Origin of the sequence: Kitasatospora sp. NPDC091276 (assembly GCF_040684355.1) — a bacterium.
In the GTDB taxonomy this organism is placed as follows: Bacteria; Actinomycetota; Actinomycetes; order Streptomycetales; family Streptomycetaceae; genus Kitasatospora.
The window spans coordinates 143,611-159,727 of record NZ_JBFBFU010000009.1; the positions used below are offsets into that span (position 1 = coordinate 143,611).

At 74.2% G+C, this 16,117-nt stretch carries 13 protein-coding genes; 5 read left to right on the forward strand and 8 right to left on the reverse strand.

Annotated elements, in window-relative coordinates; genetic code table 11:
- Positions 1-44 precede the first annotated feature (44 nt).
- The 3 genes from AB0O19_RS13860 to AB0O19_RS13870 form a co-directional block, all read right to left on the reverse strand.
- Positions 45-1,568 (reverse strand): polyamine aminopropyltransferase, encoded by a 1,524-nt coding sequence (locus AB0O19_RS13860; protein WP_363619523.1) that lies wholly within the window; start codon positions 1,566-1,568, stop codon positions 45-47.
- 253 nt (positions 1,569-1,821) lie between these two features.
- Entirely contained in the window at positions 1,822-2,352 is a 531-nt protein-coding gene (locus AB0O19_RS13865) for a DUF2617 family protein (protein ID WP_363619443.1), read from the reverse strand.
- A 490-nt stretch (positions 2,353-2,842) separates the two neighbouring features.
- Entirely contained in the window at positions 2,843-4,258 is a 1,416-nt protein-coding gene (locus tag AB0O19_RS13870; protein WP_363619444.1) for an amidase, read from the reverse strand.
- Positions 4,259-4,350: 92 nt separating this feature from the next.
- Between AB0O19_RS13870 and AB0O19_RS13875 the strand changes: the two genes are divergently transcribed.
- Positions 4,351-4,965, forward strand: coding sequence for a TetR family transcriptional regulator C-terminal domain-containing protein (locus AB0O19_RS13875; protein ID WP_363579819.1), 615 nt, complete (start codon positions 4,351-4,353; stop codon positions 4,963-4,965).
- Here AB0O19_RS13875 and AB0O19_RS13880 read toward each other — a convergent pair.
- The 4 genes from AB0O19_RS13880 to AB0O19_RS13895 form a co-directional block, all read right to left on the reverse strand.
- Positions 4,945-6,105, reverse strand: coding sequence for a pyridoxal phosphate-dependent aminotransferase (locus AB0O19_RS13880; RefSeq protein ID WP_363579818.1), 1,161 nt, complete (start codon positions 6,103-6,105; stop codon positions 4,945-4,947). The two genes, AB0O19_RS13875 and AB0O19_RS13880, sit on opposite strands and share 21 nt — an antisense overlap.
- Positions 6,106-6,224: 119 nt before the next feature.
- Positions 6,225-6,782 (reverse strand): YbjN domain-containing protein, encoded by a 558-nt coding sequence (locus AB0O19_RS13885; protein WP_363579817.1) that lies wholly within the window; start codon positions 6,780-6,782, stop codon positions 6,225-6,227.
- Between the two features lie 312 nt (positions 6,783-7,094).
- Complete coding sequence (gene clpB, locus AB0O19_RS13890) at positions 7,095-9,701, reverse strand: ATP-dependent chaperone ClpB (RefSeq protein WP_363579816.1); 2,607 nt, start codon at positions 9,699-9,701, stop codon at positions 7,095-7,097.
- A gap of 80 nt (positions 9,702-9,781) precedes the next feature.
- Entirely contained in the window at positions 9,782-10,750 is a 969-nt protein-coding gene (locus tag AB0O19_RS13895) for a LysR family transcriptional regulator (RefSeq protein WP_363619445.1), read from the reverse strand.
- Positions 10,751-10,820: 70 nt separating this feature from the next.
- Between AB0O19_RS13895 and AB0O19_RS13900 the strand changes: the two genes are divergently transcribed.
- The 4 genes from AB0O19_RS13900 (at position 10,821) to AB0O19_RS13915 (ending at position 15,537) form a co-directional block, all read left to right on the forward strand.
- A complete protein-coding gene (locus AB0O19_RS13900; protein ID WP_363619446.1) occupies positions 10,821-11,957 on the forward strand; it encodes a TDT family transporter in 1,137 nt (378 codons plus the stop codon).
- A 689-nt stretch (positions 11,958-12,646) separates the two neighbouring features.
- Positions 12,647-13,636 carry a LuxR C-terminal-related transcriptional regulator gene (locus tag AB0O19_RS13905; protein WP_363619447.1) on the forward strand — a complete coding sequence of 330 codons (990 nt, stop codon included), beginning with the start codon at positions 12,647-12,649 and terminating at the stop codon, positions 13,634-13,636.
- A complete protein-coding gene (locus tag AB0O19_RS13910; RefSeq protein WP_363619448.1) occupies positions 13,626-14,558 on the forward strand; it encodes a helix-turn-helix domain-containing protein in 933 nt (310 codons plus the stop codon). Before AB0O19_RS13905 ends, AB0O19_RS13910 begins: the two co-directional genes overlap by 11 nt.
- On the forward strand, positions 14,551-15,537 hold the full coding sequence (locus AB0O19_RS13915; RefSeq protein ID WP_363619449.1) for a LuxR C-terminal-related transcriptional regulator: 987 nt from the start codon (positions 14,551-14,553) through the stop codon (positions 15,535-15,537). Before AB0O19_RS13910 ends, AB0O19_RS13915 begins: the two co-directional genes overlap by 8 nt.
- 7 nt (positions 15,538-15,544) lie before the next feature.
- On the opposite strand, the gene AB0O19_RS13920 is transcribed toward AB0O19_RS13915, so the two are convergent.
- Positions 15,545-16,060, reverse strand: a complete 516-nt coding sequence (locus tag AB0O19_RS13920; protein WP_363619450.1) for a hypothetical protein — start codon at positions 16,058-16,060, stop codon at positions 15,545-15,547.
- Positions 16,061-16,117 lie beyond the last annotated feature (57 nt).

A 16,117-nucleotide genomic window follows, 5' to 3' on the forward strand; every position in this document is an offset into this window, starting at 1 on the left:
CCCGACTTCCCCGGACCACCGGTGTCCAGCCCCGCGCCCCCGGCTCAGCGGGGGCCGAGCAGGGTGAGGGCGGCCGGGGGGTGGGCGGGGCGGAGGGCGGCGAGGCGGGTGGCGGAGCCGCGGAGGCCGTCGGGGGTGAGGGCACGGGGCGGTGGGGCGTCGGGGGCGAGGGTGAGCGGGGGCCGGGCGGCGGCCGCGAGGAGGAAGGTCTGGGCGGCGCCCGGCGGGTCGGGGCGGCAGCTCGCGGTGGCGCTGCCCTGGACGGAGTACGGGACGGTCTGCAGTCCCGCCGTCCGCAGGCCGGACTCGATCGGCCAGAGGCCGTCCGGGTCGCCGCCGGCCCGGACGGCGACCCGGCCGCCGGGGGAGAGCAGCCGGGTGGCGAGGCCGTAGAACTCCTGGGAGTGGAAGGTGACCGGTCCGCCGTCGGCGGGCGCGGGCAGGTCGGCGAGCACCACGTCGTACGGTCCGCCGGCCGTGGCGGCGCCGCGCAGCCAGGCCATCGGGTCGGCGGCGGTAGTGTGGACGCGGGGGTCGTCGAGGGAGTGGTCGGTGAGGGCGGCGAGCCCGGGGTCGGTGCGGGCGAGCCGGGGGAGCGCGGGGTCGGCGTCGACGAGCCGGACGGAGCGGACGCCGCGGTGCCGGAGCACCTCGCGCAGGGCGAGGCCGTCGCCGCCGCCGAGGAGCAGGACGCGGGCGTCCGGGCCGGCGGCCATCGCCGGGTGGACCAGGGCCTCGTTGCCGCGGTACTCGTCCGGTCCGCAGACGGTGAGGCGGCCGTTCAGGTAGAGCCGGAGCGGGCCTTCGGTGGGGCCGGTGAGCACGATCTCCTGGGAGCGGCTGCGGGCGGCGAAGCGGACCTGCGCACCGTAGAGGGCGTGCCGGGCGGCGCGTTCGATGGCACCGGAGCCGGCGGCGGCCGCGGCGAGCAGGGCGAGGACGAGCGCGCAGCCGCCCCAGAGCAGGAGCCGTATCCGGGGGGCGGGTTCCTCGCGGAAGAGCCAGAGCACGACGGCGGCTCCGGCGACGGCGTTGACGGCGCCGGTGACGAGGGCGCCGTCGCCGGGCCCGAGGCCGGGGAGGATGAGGAAGGGGAAGGCGAGGCCGCCGATCAGCGCGCCCACGTAGTCGGCGGCGAAGAGGTCGGCGGCGGCGCGGCCGGCGTCCTCGCGCCGGATCCGCTGGATGAGGGTCATCAGGAGCGGGATCTCGGCGCCGATGAGGATGCCGATGAGGCAGGTGAGGCCGACCATGGCGGCCTGGTAGCGGCCGATCCAGGCCCAGCAGGAGTAGAGCGCGAGGACGGAGAGGCCGCCGGTGAGCGCGAGGGCGCATTCGACCAGGGCGAAGGCGGTGGCGGGCTGCCGGGTGAGGCGTTTGGCGAGGAGCGAGCCGAGGCCCATCGCGAACACCATGACGGAGAGCACGACGGAGGTTTGGGTGACCGAGTCCCCGAGCAGGTAGTCGCCGAGCGCCACGAGTTCGAGTTCGTAGACGAGTCCGCAGGCCGCGCAGACGAACGCGGCCAGCAGGACGGTGAGGCGGGCCAGCCGGGGGTGGGAGCGCAGCCGGGACCGACGGCGGGCGGGCAGGGGGGCGAGGCTCCGCCCGGGCCGAGGTGGGGCGCCGTCGTCGAGGTCCACTCGCGAGCGGGCGGGTGGACCGGCCGGATGGTTGATCACGAACAAACGCTAGGGGACGTTCGGGACGGATAGCTGCGCCCATTCGACGGACAGTGTGGGACGCCGGATTGACGAATCGTTCCTGCGTACGATTCATAGGCCATGGCGGGATCGGCGACCCTACTCGGACGGCTGGCGGTCATGCCCCGGACACCACCAGCGAGGAGCGGGTGCAGACCAGCCGGCCCTCCTGCGGGTAGGCGTGCCAGGTCCGCCAGAGCAGCCGGTCGGCGCCGCCCTGGGTGACCAGCGCGGTGAAGGCGCTCGGGTCGCCCGGGAACACCCCGGCCAGGCCGCGCGGGTGGCCCTCGACCAGGGCCAGCAGTTCCTGCGCGCGGGCCGCGAAGTCGTGCGGGGGCAGCGCCTCGATCCGGGCCGCGAACTCGTACTCCCAGCCGCCGACCTGCTTGGCCACCCGGGCCGGCAGCGGGGTGCGGCGCCCGGGCAGGCAGGCGACGGTCTCCAGGCACTCGCCGGGGCCGGCGGCGATCACCACCTGGTGCGAAGCGCCGAGCAGCCGCAGCTGGAGGGCGCCGGACGCGGCGGGGTGGCCGCCTCCGTCGAGTCTCAGGTCGCGGACCGCGAGAGCGGGCAGCGGGTCGCCGCCCAGGCACCAGGCCAGGTCACCGGCGCGGGTGTCCGTGTAGGAGGTCTGCAGTGTGGTGAGCATGCTCGGCTCCGCGTTTCAGCTCCGTGCGCGCCCGCCGAGCAGCACCGAGTAGGCCTAGGCGATGGCGAGGCTGTTCGTGGCTGTGCGGCCCTGGGCGCGGCCGACCGTGGAAGGAGGGATTCCGGCTGGAGATTCAGCAGCAGAGAAGCATGAATACGCCGGGTCCGCCGGTGATTTACCCAACTTTGTCAAGCATTCACCGTTTCGAGCACACCTGCTTCCCGGCTCTGATCGACCCGGTGTGCGACTCTGCACAGCGCGCGCCCCTATGGCCGGGTCGTGCGCCGTGCACGCTGGTAGTGCGCCGGGTGCACGCCTCGTGCGCCGCCGCCCTGCACGCACCGGGCGGCAGGGCGGTCGGAGCGTTCCGTCGAGGCCGATGGAATTGCCTCACAGACATCATTCAATCGTCAACCAGACGTCAACCAACCATGACTGTCAGGCGAGTTGAGAAGAACTGGGCCCACTCGCCGGGCCATCATTGCTCCCCTCACGGCCGGGGGTCGATCGGCGCGAGCACCCCGAGCCGGTCCTCGACCGCCTGGGCCGCCTCCAGGCAGAGGTCCTCCCGGAACGCCCGCCCGACGAGCTGCACCCCGGTCGGCAGTCCGTCGGCCAGGCCGGTGGGCACCGCCACCGCGGGCAGCCCCGCGAAGCTGGTCACCTTGCACAGCCGCATCGCCGTGCGGACCAGCTCCCACCCGGCCGCGTCCCGGGACTCGATGCCCGGTTCGACCGGCGGTTCGGTGAACACCGGTCCGAGCAGCAGCGGGTACTCGTCCAGGAATTCGGCCCAGGAGCGGCGGATGCCCAGCCAGCTCCCCATCAGCTCCATGAGCTCGGCGGCGGTCGCGGGCGGGGTCCGGGCCATCGTCAGCTCGATGTAGCGGTCGCCGCCCGGGCCGAGCAGGGGGCGTACGGCGGGCCACTTGGGTGCGAACTCGGTCATGGTGATCCGGTCGCACACCTCCAGGGCCTCGTCGAGCCGCGGGACGTCCGCCACCTCGCGCACGTCGTACCCGGCGTCCCGCAGCGCCGCCGCCGCGCGTTCGACCGCGGCCCGGACCGTCGGGTGGACGCCGTGGCCGCCCGGATCGGCCACCACCGCGACCTTCACCGGCCCGGGCAGCGGCTCGCCGTAGCGCGGCACGGGCAGGGCGCGCGGGTCGCGCGGATCGGGGCCGGCCAGCACCTCGTAGGCCAGCCGGAGGTCGGCGACGCTCCGGGCGAGCGGGCCGTCGGCGACCAGCCACTGGGAGGCCGGCCCCGGGTCCTGCGGCCCGAACGCGCGGTGGTCGGCGGGGAACCGGCCGTTGGACGGGTTCAGCCCGGCGACCCCGCAGAACGCGGCCGGGACGCGGATGGACGCGCCGGAGTCGTTGCCTAGCCCGAGCGCGGCCAGGCCGGTCGCGACGGCCGCGCCGTCGCCGCCGCTGCTCCCGCCCGGGGTGCGGCTGCGGTCCCACGGGTTGGCGGTGTCGCCGTAGAGCTCGCTGCGGGTGTGCATCCCGGCCAGGATCATGGTGGGCATGTTGCTGTGCCCGATCGGTACGGCCCCGGCCGCGCGCAGCCGGGCGACCGGGGGAGCGTCGGCCCGCGCCACCAGGTCGCGGAAGCGCGGCACCCCGAAGGTGGTGGCCACGCCCTCGATGGCGGTGGTCTCCTTCACGGTGAACGGCACGCCCGCCAGCGGGCCGGGGTCCTCGCCCGCGGCCAGGCGCCGGTCGAGTTCCCGGGCCTGCACCCGGGCGCGCTCCGCCAGGACCTGGGTGACGGCGTTCACCTGCGGGTTCACCGCGCTGATCCGCTCCAGGTGGCTGTCGAGCAGTTCGACGGCCGAGACCTCCTTGCCGCGTACCGCCGCCGCCTGCGCGGTGGCCGTCAGTCGCCACAGGGCGTCCTGCATGACGTACTCCCCTCCTCGTTCCGATGCGCTCGTATCGGTACCGTAGCCTGGGAACCGATACGAGTGCATCGAATAAACCGGAGGGGGAGCCCGTGCCCAGACAGGTGGACCACGACGGACGGCGCCGACGGATCGCCGAGGCCGTCTGCCGGCTCGCCGACGAACGAGGCCTGGAAGGGGTGACCCTGCGCGACGTGGCCGACCGCGCGCAGGTGTCGACCGGCGCCGTCCAGCGCTGCTTCCGCACCAAGGACGAGATGCTCCGCTTCGCCCTCGGCTACGTCGGTGAGCGGATCACCGCCCGGGTCCGGGCGTACCCCGCCGACGACCCGGCGCCCTCGCCCGCCGCCCTCCTGGCACACGCGGCCGCCGAGGCGGCGCTGCTCGGCGACGGACAGCGCTCCCAGGCGCGGGTCTGGCTGGCCTTCGTCGCGCAGGCCGCCGTCGACGAGCGGCTGGCGGGCCCGCTGAACGCCGACTACGCGGCCCTGGAGGGCCTGTTCGCCCGGCTGATCGCCGAGGCGTCGCCGGCGGCCGGGCCGGACGCCGCCCGGGAGGCGAAGACGCTGCTGGCCCTTGCCGACGGGCTCACCACGCACGTCCTCGTCGGCCGCCTCACCGCACCCGAGGCCCGGGCGATCCTGAACGCCCACCTGTCCGGCCTCGGGCGGCGGCCAGGCGACGGCTCAGAGGCGCTGGAGCCGTGACACCGCTTCCTCCAGCACGGAGTCCTGCTTGCAGAAGGTGAAGCGGACCAGGCTGCGGCCGGCCTCGGTGTTGTCGTAGAAGACGGCGTTCGGGATGGCGACGACGCCGCAGCGCTCCGGCAGGGCGCGGCAGAACTCGATGCCGTCCTTCTCGCCGAGCGGGGTGATGTCGGTGGTGATGAAGTACGTGCCCTCGGGGGTGAACACCCGGAAGCCGGCCGCGGTGAGCCCGTCGACCAGCAGGTCGCGCTTGCGGAGCAGGTCGGCGCGGAAGCCGTCGAAGTAGCTGTCGGGCAGCCGCAGCGCCTCGGCGACGGCGTACTGGAAGGGGCCGGCGCTGACGTAGGTGAGGTACTGCTTGGCCGTGCGGACGGCCGTGACCAGGGCCGGGTTCGCGGTGACCCAGCCGACCTTCCAGCCGGTGAAGGAGAAGGTCTTGCCGGCGGAGGAGATGGAGACGGTGCGCTCGCGCATGCCGGGCAGGGCGGCGATCGGGTGGTGGGTGGCGCCGAAGACGAGGTGCTCGTAGACCTCGTCGGTGACGACCAGCAGGTCGTGCTCGACGGCGAGGGCGGCGATGGCGGCCAGCTCGTCGGCGGTGAGCACGGTGCCGGTCGGGTTGTGCGGGGTGTTGATCAGCAGCAGACGGGTGCGCGGGGTGATCAGGGTGCGCAGTTCGTCCAGGTCGGGGCGGAAGTCCGGGGCGCGCAGGGTGAGCGGGCGGCGGGTGGCGCCGGCCATCGCGATGCAGGCGGCGTAGGAGTCGTAGAAGGGTTCGAGGGCGATCACCTCGTCACCCGGCTCCAGCAGGGCGAGCAGGGTGGCGGCGATGGCCTCGGTGGCGCCGGCGGTGACCAGCACCTCGGTGTCCGGGTCGTAGCCGAGGCCGTGGAAGCGCTGCTGGTGCTCGGCGATGGCCTGCCGCAGCTCGGGGATGCCGGGGCCGGGCGGGTACTGGTTGCCGCGCCCGTTCAGCACGGCGTCGGCAGCGGCCCGGGCCACCGAGGCCGGGCCGTCGGTGTCGGGGAAGCCCTGGCCGAGGTTGATCGAGCCGGTGGCCGTGGCCAGGGCGGACATCTCGGCGAAGACGGTCGTCCCCATGCCGGCCAGTCGGCGGTTCAGCAGCGGCCTGTTGCCCATCGGTGGCTCCTCACGCGTCGTCGTCGGCCCCATCCTGGGTCAGCCGGGGGCCGGGGACAAGCACGGCCCGACCACCTGGGGCCAAGTGGTCGGGCCGTGCGCTCGCGGGGCGGGCAGGGTCACGCCTCGTTGGTGTCCTCGGGGGTCTCGCCGTCCTCGCCCTCGATCTCGTTCTGCAGGCCGAGGCGCTCGACGATCCACTGCTCGAAGCCGACGGCGGCCTGGGTCCAGTTGGCGGTGGTGGTGACGAAGTAGTCCAGGTTGACGCCGGTGCCGACGATCATCTGGGCCTCGCCGATCAGGCGGACCACGCCGTCCTCGTGGGTGTGGGTGTAGACCTTGGGCCAGAGGGTCTCGCGGTTCCACTCGTCGATGAGGTCGAGGATCTCGCCCTTCTTCTCCAGCGGGTACGCGCGGTCGTAGAAGGCGCGCACCGCGAAGAGCTCCTTCTGCTCGCCGCGGAACATGTAGTAGACGCGGAAGCCCTCCCAGGGAGCGGTGAGGTCGCCCTCCTCGTCCACGACGTGCTTGAGCTGCATCTGGTCCAGCAGCTGGGCCACCAGGCCCTGGTCCGGGACGATGATCGGCGGCGGGCCGGCCGGCCGCCCCTGGTCGCCGGGCTGGCCGCCACCCTGGGGTGCGCCGAACGACGGGATGGACGACGGGTCGATGCTCATGGGGTCCTCTTCCTCAGTGCACGTGGTGGCCGGCAATGAGAGGCCGCCCTTTCCACTTCCCATCCTGCCTCATCCGGGGCCTGCCTCACAGGGGCACCCGGCCACGCGTCGATCTTCGTCCGGGGCGCTCCGACGCCCGCCGCGAGCGGTGATGGTGACGGAGCGTGTCCGGTTGGAGGGCCGTCGCTGCCGGGGCTCCGGCGGGGTGCGGCGGGGTGCGGCCGTAGCCGAGTGGGCCGTCAACTGTGCTGTGCGGCAAGGGTTTTGCCCGGGCCGCCCGCGCTGTCGTGCGGGCGGCCCGGGCTGGTGGTGCTACTTCTCCAGCGGTCCGCGGCTGCGGACGGTGAGGCGGTCGCCCTCCTCGTCCCGCTCGACCAGGACGGTGTCCCCGTCGTGCACCTGGCCGGACAGGATGGCCCGGGCCAACTGGTCGCCGATCGCGGACTGGACCAGCCGGCGCAGCGGGCGGGCGCCGTACGCCGGGTCGTAGCCGGTGAGGGCCAGCCAGTCGCGGGCGGCCTCGGAGACGTCCAGGGTGAGCCGCCGCTCCCGCAGCCGGTCGCCGAGGCGGGCCACCTGGAGGTCGACGATCCGGCTCAGCTCGGCGGTGCCCAGCGGGTCGAAGACCACGATGTCGTCCAGCCGGTTGAGGAACTCGGGCTTGAACGCGGCCCGGACGGAGTCCAGCACCAGGGCCTTCTTCCGGTCCTCCGGGGTGGCCGGGTCGACCAGGAACTGGGAGCCCAGGTTGGAGGTGAGGATCAGGATCGCGTTGCGGAAGTCCACCGTGCGGCCCTGGCCGTCGGTGAGCCGGCCGTCGTCCAGCACCTGGAGCAGGACGTCGAAGACCTCCGGGTGGGCCTTCTCCACCTCGTCCAGCAGCACCACGCTGTACGGGCGGCGGCGGACCGCCTCGGTGAGCTGGCCGCCCTCCTCGTAGCCGATGTACCCGGGCGGGGCGCCGACCAGGCGGGAGACGGAGTGCTTCTCGCCGTACTCGCTCATGTCGATCCGGACCATGGCCCGCTCGTCGTCGAAGAGGAAGTCGGCCAGGGCCTTGGCGAGTTCGGTCTTGCCGACGCCGGTCGGGCCGAGGAAGAGGAACGAGCCGGTCGGGCGGTCCGGGTCGGCGATGCCGGAACGGGTGCGGCGCACCGCGTCCGAGACCGCCCGCACGGCCTCCGCCTGGCCGATCAGGCGCTGGCCCAACTCCTCCTCCATGCGCAGGAGTTTGGCGCTCTCGCCCTCCAGCAGGCGGCCGGCCGGGATGCCCGTCCAGGAGGCGACCACGTCGGCCACGTCGTCCGGGCCGACCTCCTCCTTCACCATCGAGGCGGAGGCGTCCTGGTCGGCCGCCCGCTCCTGGGCTTCGGCGAGCTCCGTCTCGGCGGCCGGGATCTCCGCGTACATCAGCTTCGACGCCCGCTCGAAGTCCCCGTCACGCTGGGCCCGTTCGAGCGCGCCGTGCAGGTCGTCCAGCCGCTCCTTGAGCTCGCCGACCCGGTTGAGGCTCTTCTTCTCCTGCTCCCAGCGCGCGGTCAGGGCGCTCAACTGCTCGTTCTTGTCGGCGAGATCGCGCCGCAGCCGGGCCAGCCGGTCGATCGAGGCGGCGTCCGACTCCTTCTCCAGGGCCAGCTCCTCCATCCTCAACCGGTCGACGGAGCGCTGGAGTTCGTCGATCTCGACCGGGGAGGAGTCGATCTCCATCCGCAGCCGGGAGGCCGCCTCGTCGACCAGGTCGATCGCCTTGTCGGGCAGGAAGCGGGAGGTGATGTAGCGGTTGGACAGGGTGGCCGCGGCGACCAGCGCGGCGTCCGCGATCTGCACCTTGTGGTGCGCCTCGTAGCGGCCCTTGAGGCCGCGCAGGATGGCGATCGAGTCCTCCACGCTGGGCTCGCCGACCAGCACCTGCTGGAAGCGGCGCTCCAGGGCCGGGTCCTTCTCGATCCGCTCGCGGTACTCGTCCAGCGTGGTGGCGCCGACCATCCGCAGCTCGCCGCGGGCCAGCATCGGCTTGAGCATGTTGCCGGCGTCCATCGCGGAGTCGCCGCCGGCGCCCGCGCCGACCATGGTGTGCAGCTCGTCGATGAAGGTGACGACCTGGCCGTCGCTCTGCTTGATGTCGTTCAGGACGGCCTTCAGCCGCTCCTCGAACTCGCCGCGGTACTTGGCGCCCGCGACCATCGCGCTGAGGTCCAGCGCGACCAGCCGCTTGCCGCGCAGCGACTCCGGCACGTCGCCGGCGACGATGCGCTGGGCCAGGCCCTCGACCACCGCGGTCTTGCCGACGCCCGGCTCGCCGATCAGCACCGGGTTGTTCTTGGTCCGGCGGGAGAGGACCTGGACGACCCGGCGGATCTCCTGGTCCCGGCCGATCACCGGGTCGAGCTTGCCGTCCCGGGCGGCCTGGGTCAGGTCGGTGCCGTACTTCTCCAGCGCCTTGTAGGTGCCCTCCGGATCCGGGGAGGTCACCCGGCCGCTGCCGCGCACGTCCTTGAACGCGGCGAGCAGGTCCTTCGCCGTCGCGCCCTGCCGCGCCAGCAGTTCGGCGACCGGCCCGCCCTCGGCGGCCAGGCCGACCATCAGGTGCTCGGTGGAGACGTACTGGTCGTCCAGGTCGTCGGCGCGCTTGCCGGCCTCGGTGAGCACCGCGAGGGTGTCCCGGGAGAGCTGCGGCGCGGCGACCGTCGAGCCCATCGCGCTGGGCAGGGCGGTCAGCTGGCGGCGGGCCTCGGCGTCGATCCGGGTGACGTCCGCCCCGACCGCCTCCAGCAGCGGCCGGGCGATGCCCTCGGGCTGCTCCAGCAGGGCGATCAGGATGTGCACCGGCTTGACGTCCGGGTTCCCGGACGCGCCCGCCTGCCGGATCGCGGCGGACAGGGCGTCCTGCGTCTTGGTGGTGAACTTGCTGGCGTCCACTGCTGGGGGGTCCTCCCTCGTCGTCCTTCAATGCTGCTACGTACAGCATGCACTAAGTTGAGTCTATTCCGCTCAAGTTCTTACGCCCGTTCCGCGCGTTCCACCCGTTCCGCGCGTTCCACCCGGGGTGGCCGCTGTGCGCGGGGCGTCCGGCGGGTCAGCCCCAGCAGCTCCCGGGCCGGCCCGCTCGGCCGCTGCCCGGCCGGCCACACCGCGCGCAGCGGCCGTCGCAGGTCCAGCCCCTCGGCCAGCGGCACGGCCACCAGCCGCCGGACGGCCAACTCCTCCACCACCGCCAGCTCGCTCAGGCAGACCGGCCCGGCCCCGGTCATCGCCGCCGCCTTCAGCGCGGTGGACGAGGCCAGCTCCAGCCGGGGCCGCACCGCGCCCCCGTACGGCGCCAGCGCCATCTCCAGCACCTCCCGGGTGCCCGAGCCCGACTCGCGCAGCACCAGCGGGGTGGCGGCCAGCTCCGGCCCGGTCAGCGGCGCCCGGCGGCGCGCCCACGGGTGGCCGGGCGCCACCACGACCACCAGCCGGTCCGCCGCCACCACCGCGCCGGCCAGCCCGGGCGGGGTGGACGGGCCCTCGACGAAGCCGAGGTCGGCGTCCCCGGCCAGCAGGTGCCCGGCGACCTCCGCCGAGTTCGCCGTCCGCAGCGTCACCGCCGTGCCCGGACTGGCCTCGGCCAGGGCCAGCAGCCAGCCCGGCATCAGGTACTCGGCGACGGTCAGGCTGGCCACCACCCGCAGCTTGGCGTCCCGCCGCTCGCGCAGCGCGTCGATCCCCGCGTCCAGCGCCTGCGCCGCCTCCACCACGTGCCCGGCCCACTCGACCACCAGCCGACCCGCCTCGGTCGGCCGGCTGCCCCGGGGCGAGCGCTCCAGCAGCGGGACGCCGATCTGCCGCTCCATGCCCTTGATCCGCGCACTGGCGGTCGGCTGGCTCACGCCCAGTTCGGCCGCGGCCCGCCCGACGCTGCCCAGCCGGGCCACCGCGAGCAGCAGTTCCAGGGCGCCGAGCTCGGGGACGCGGGGGGAGAGGGCCATAGGTCCAGGCTATGTCCTCATAGAACCCGCGGCGCTACCGGAGCCCGGCGCGGGGCGGCACGGTGGAACCATGTCCACCCTGGCCGATGCCCGCCCGCTCACCCGCCCCTCCCGTTCCTCCCGCCCCTCCCGTTCCTCGCTGCGTGCCCGCCTCGACCTCGCCCAGCTCGGCCCCAACTGGTACGCCGCCGTCATGGGCACCGCGATCCTGGGCAACGGCGCGGCCGTCCTGCCGCTCCGGCCGCCCGGGCTGATCGGCTTCGGCGAGGTGATGTGGGCGCTCGGACTCGCGGCCCTGCTGGTGCTGGGCGCGGCCCGGCTGGTCCACCTCACCCGGCACCGCGAGGCCGCCCGCACCCAGCTGCTGGACAACCCGGCCACCGCCGTCTTCTACGGCTGCCCGCCGATGGCCCTGCTCTCGGTCGGCCTCGGCACCCTGCTGCTCGGCTCCCGGGTGATCGGCACCGGCCCCGCGGTCGCCGTCGACGCCGTGCTGTGGGGCGTCGGCACCCTGTACGCGCTGGCCGTCGCCGGCGGCATCCCGTACCTGATGATCACCCGGCACCCGGTCTCCGCCCTGGAAGCCAACCCGACCTGGCTGCTGCCGGTGGTCGCCCCGCTGGTCGCCTCCGCCACCGGCCCGGCCCTCGTCCCGCACCTGCCGGCCGGGCTGCCGCAGCAGGCCATGCTGTACGCCTGCTGGGCCCTCTTCGGGATCGGCCTGCTGGCCACCCTGGTGCTGCTGCCGGTGGTCTTCACCGGGCTGTTCCACAGCAAGCTGCCCACCCTGGTGCTCACCCCCTCGCTGTTCCTGGTGCTCGGCCCGCTCGGCCAGTCCGTCACCGCCGTCCACCAACTCGCCGACGCCGCACGCCCGGTGCTGCCCGCGCTGGCCCCCGCCATGCTCCCCTTCGCGGAGCTGTACGGCGTCGCGGTGCTCGGCGTCGCGATGCTCTGGCTGGCCGTCGCGCTCACCGCCAACCTGCGCGCCCGCCGGGCCGGCATGCCGTTCGCGATGACCTGGTGGGCGTACACCTTCCCGATCGGCACCTGCGTCACCGGCGCCTCCGCGCTCGCCCGGCACACCGGGTTCGGCGGCTTCACCGCGATCGCCGCCGGGCTCTACCTGCTGCTGGCCACCGCCTGGGTGCTCGCCGCCGGCGGGACCGCCGCCGGGCTCGCCCGGGGGCGGCTGCTGGCGCGCTGAGCACACCGCCACGGGCCCACGAGCCCACGGGCACACCGCCTGCGGGCACACGGGCTCACAGGCACACCGCCCGTGGGTTCACCGCCCGTGGGTTCACCGGCACTCCGCCCGCCGGCCCGGACGGGCGCTGCCGTTGCAGGAACCCGCACCTGCATCCTGACCGTGCACGGCCAACCGATCGTACGGGCGGGCGCCACCCGCGCACCCCGCTGGCCTCGGCCTTTACCGGAACCCGGCCCGCCGCTCGACCCCTCCCGCCGCACCCGTCGTGCAGATAGCTGCAATTGCGCGAACCTGCACTCGGGCGACACTTGTTCACCGGCCGTCACGCTGTGAAGGTGGAGTCACGCCAGGCCGTCCGGGCACCGCAGCCCGATGGTGGCGACTTGCTCTTCGGAACTGACCACGGGTGCAACGTCCCGCACGCGTGAAACGGGGGGGAAGAGCGCCGGCCGGGGCGCCATGTGTGGTGATGGCCCCCGGAACCGGAGCCGTCGAGGCGTTGCTGCTCCGCCTCGACGGAAGCGCCTGGGCATGGCGTGGCGACGGCGGCCCCCGGGCACCCCGGAGTGCGACGGCACCCGGGCCCCGGAGGCCGTCGTCAGCCCGGTACCGTGACCGCCGAGCCCCGCGCCGGCCGGCGCGGAGGCGGCAACGAGGGAGAAGCGTCCGGCAGGGGAGTGTGCGACGTGACGGCGGAACCGGCGGTCATGCCGCAGCACGGACAGCCCCCGGGCGAGGAGCCCGACGAGGCCGCCCGGCAGCTGTACCTGGTGATCCTCGCCCAGGGCGGCCGCATCCCGTTCACCGACACCCAGGACGCCGACCAGGCGGCGCTCCAGCAGCTCATCGACCTCGGCCTGCTCATCGCCAACCCGATGGACCACTGCTACACCGCCATCAGCCCACGCTCCGTCAGCGACCGCCTGGGCGCCGAACTCCGCAGCGAGGCGACCAGGCTGCTGGTCCGCGCGGAGAACCTCCCCGGCGCCCTCGACGGCCTCACCCGCGCCTACGACGCGATGCCCCGGCCCTCCGGCCGGGCCGGCGGTGTCGTCTACGTCGAGGGCCACGTCCACATCCGCCAGCGGATCTCCCAGCTCGTCTCCGACTGCCGCTCCGAAGTCCTCGCCGCCCAACCCGGCCACCGCCCCGCCGACACCCTGCAGGTCGCCCTCCTCCAGGACGTCCAACTCCTCCAGCGCGGCTGCGCCCTGCGCACCATCTACCAGCCCGTCGCCCTCGCCGACCCGCCCGCCCTCGCCTACGTCGAAGAGGTCACCCGGCACGGCTCCCTCATCCGCGTCCTCGACGAACCGTTCCAACGGCTGCTCGTCTTCGACCGCACCGTCGCCGTGATCTCCGCCGACGACGACAACAGCACCGCCGCCTTCCTCACCGACCCGGCCGCCATCACCTTCCTGGTCGGCGCCTTCGAACGCGACTGGGCCCGCGCCGACACCGCCGAAACCGCCGCCGCCCTCGGCCCCACCCGCACCACCCCCGACCGGGTCGGCCGGCTCCTCGCCCGCGGCCTCACCCAGCGCGCCGTCGCCACCCGCCTCGGCCTCAGCGAACGCACCGTCGCCGCCCACATCTCCCGCCTGCGCGACCGCCACGGCGCCCAGACCCTCTTCCAACTCGGCTGGCTGATGAGAGGCGCCCGCGATGACCGATGAACCCGGCCCCGCCGAGCGCGCCCTCTACTTGACCGCCGTCCGCAACGGCGGCCGCCTCCACCCCGACGACCTCGCCCGCGCCGACCGGCCCGCCCTCGCCGCCCTCGTCGCCCGCGGCCTCCTCACCCCCACCCCCGCCGGCTACACCGTCGCCAACCCGCGCTCCCTCGGCGACCGCCTGGGCTCCGAACTCCGCACCCGCGCCACCCGGTTGCTCCTCCAGGCCGGACGCCTCCCCACCGCCCTCGGCCCCCTCGCCCACGCCTACGACGCCCTGCGCCGCCCCACCGCCCCCACGACGGACACCACCCACGTCGAGGGCAACGCCGACATCCGCCAGCGCATCTCCGACCTCACCTCGGGCTGCAAGGAGGAAGTCCTGGCCGCCCAACCGGGCCCGCGCCCCATCGAGGGCCTCCAGATGGCCCTGCCCCAGGACCTCTCCCTGCTCCAGCGCGGCTGCTCCCTGCACACCATCTACCAGCCGGCCACCCTCGCCGACCGGACCGTGCTCCGGCAGGTCGACCTCAGGACCAGGTACGGCGCCCACGTGCGCGTCCTCGCCGAACCGTACGAGCGGGTGATGGTCTTCGACCGCACGGTGGCCGTCATCCCCGCCGCCGAGGACAGGAGCCGCGCCGCCTTCATCACCGACCCGACCACCGTCGCCTTCCTGGTCGCCCACTTCGAACGCGACTGGGCCCGCGCCACCCCCGCCGACCGCCACTTCGACCCCCCGCACCCCACCGGCGCCCGGATCGTCCGGCTCCTCGCCCGCGGCCTCACCCAGCGCGCCGTCGCCACCCGCCTCGGCCTCAGCGAGCGCACGGTCGCCGGCCACATCGCCCGGCTGCGCGAACTGTACGACGCCGAGACGCTGGTCCAGCTCGGCTGGCAGATGAGAGGAGAGCACGATGCCTGAACCCGTACTCGACCTCCCCGACGACGCCGCCCGCGACCTCTACCGGGCGATCCTGGGTGAGGGCGGCCGGATCCGGGTGGGCGAGATCCGTCCCGAGGACGAGGCGGTGGTGAAGCAGCTCACCGACCTCGGCCTGCTCGTCCTGCGGGTCGCGGACGGCGTCTACTCGGCGATGAACCCGCGAGCCGTCGGTGAGCGGATCGGTACCGAACTCCGCGAGGAGGGCGCCCGGCTGATCACCCGGGCGGCACTCCTGCCGAGGATGCTGGACGACCTGACCCAGGCCTACGACGCGGTGCCGCATTGCCACCCCGAGCGTTCGCCCGGGGTGGAGTACGTCGCCGGAATGCTGCAGATCCGCCACCGGATCGCCCAGGTGCAGAACGACCATCCGAGCGAGGCCCTCGCCATGCAGCCCGGGGGTGCTCGTCCTTCGGTGCTCATGGACGACGGGCTGGAGCAGAGCCGACGCCACCTCGCACGAGGCGGCACGCTGCGGACGATCTACGAGGTGTCAGCCCGGCTCGATCCGGCGACGGTCGCCTTCGCCGCCAGGTCGACCGAGCTCGGCGCCGCGATCCGGGTCCTGCCCGTCTCGTTCACCCGGCTGATGATCTTCGGCCGGGCCGTCGCCGTGATCCCCGCCGCCTCGGACCACGGCAGCGCGGCCTTCGTCGAGGATCCGGCCGTGGTCGACTTCCTGGTGCGGGACTTCGAGCTGCACTGGCGGCAGGCCGAGGGTGTGAACTGGGCCGCGCTCGCCGTCGGCGGGGCGGAGCCCGTGATCCACGAGCAGGTCGGCCGCCTGCTCGCGCAGGGGCTCACGCAGCGGGCGATCGCCAACCGTCTGGGGCTGAGCGAGCGGACGGTCGCCGGTCACATCGCCCGGCTGCGTGAACTGTACGACGCGGAGACGCTGTTCCAACTGGGCTGGCAGATGCGGGCAGCCCGGACGGGGGACGGGGAGTCCGGTGGGTGAGCGTCGCTCAGCCGGTGGCGGCGCTGGTCGGCCAGTAGCCGGCCCGGCCGGCGACGGGGGGCTGCTGCCGGGGGACGTTGAACTGCTCGCCGGGGGCGGTCCAGAAGCCCTCGCGCAGGGACAGCGCCATGCCGGCCCAGTCGAGCGCGGTCTCCACGGTGTGGTTGAGGGCCTCCTGCGACCAGGTGTCGTCGAAGACCAGCGGCAGGACGGGGGCGACCTGCTCGATGGTGGCGATCAGCGGGTTGTGCGTGATGGCCTCGTCGACGAGGAGGACGATGGGCTTCCGCAGCGCCGACGCCCACCCCAGCTCCAGGCTCACCCCGGCCGACAGCGGCGCCCCGACGTAGGCGAACACGAGGTCCGCGGACTGCAGGGCCCGGAAGTCGGACGGCACCCGGGGCTCCGGCGCCTGCCCGGCGACGGTCCAGGCATCACTGTGGTGCGCGCTGTACACGGCGGCACCGCTACGGAGCAGGGTGGTGCGAAGCGTCGTCAGCCGAGTCCGGCTGGCGAGGGTCACCACACTGTCCGCCGGCCCGGTCAACCGCATCAGCGGCGCGGCCAGAAACACACGTGC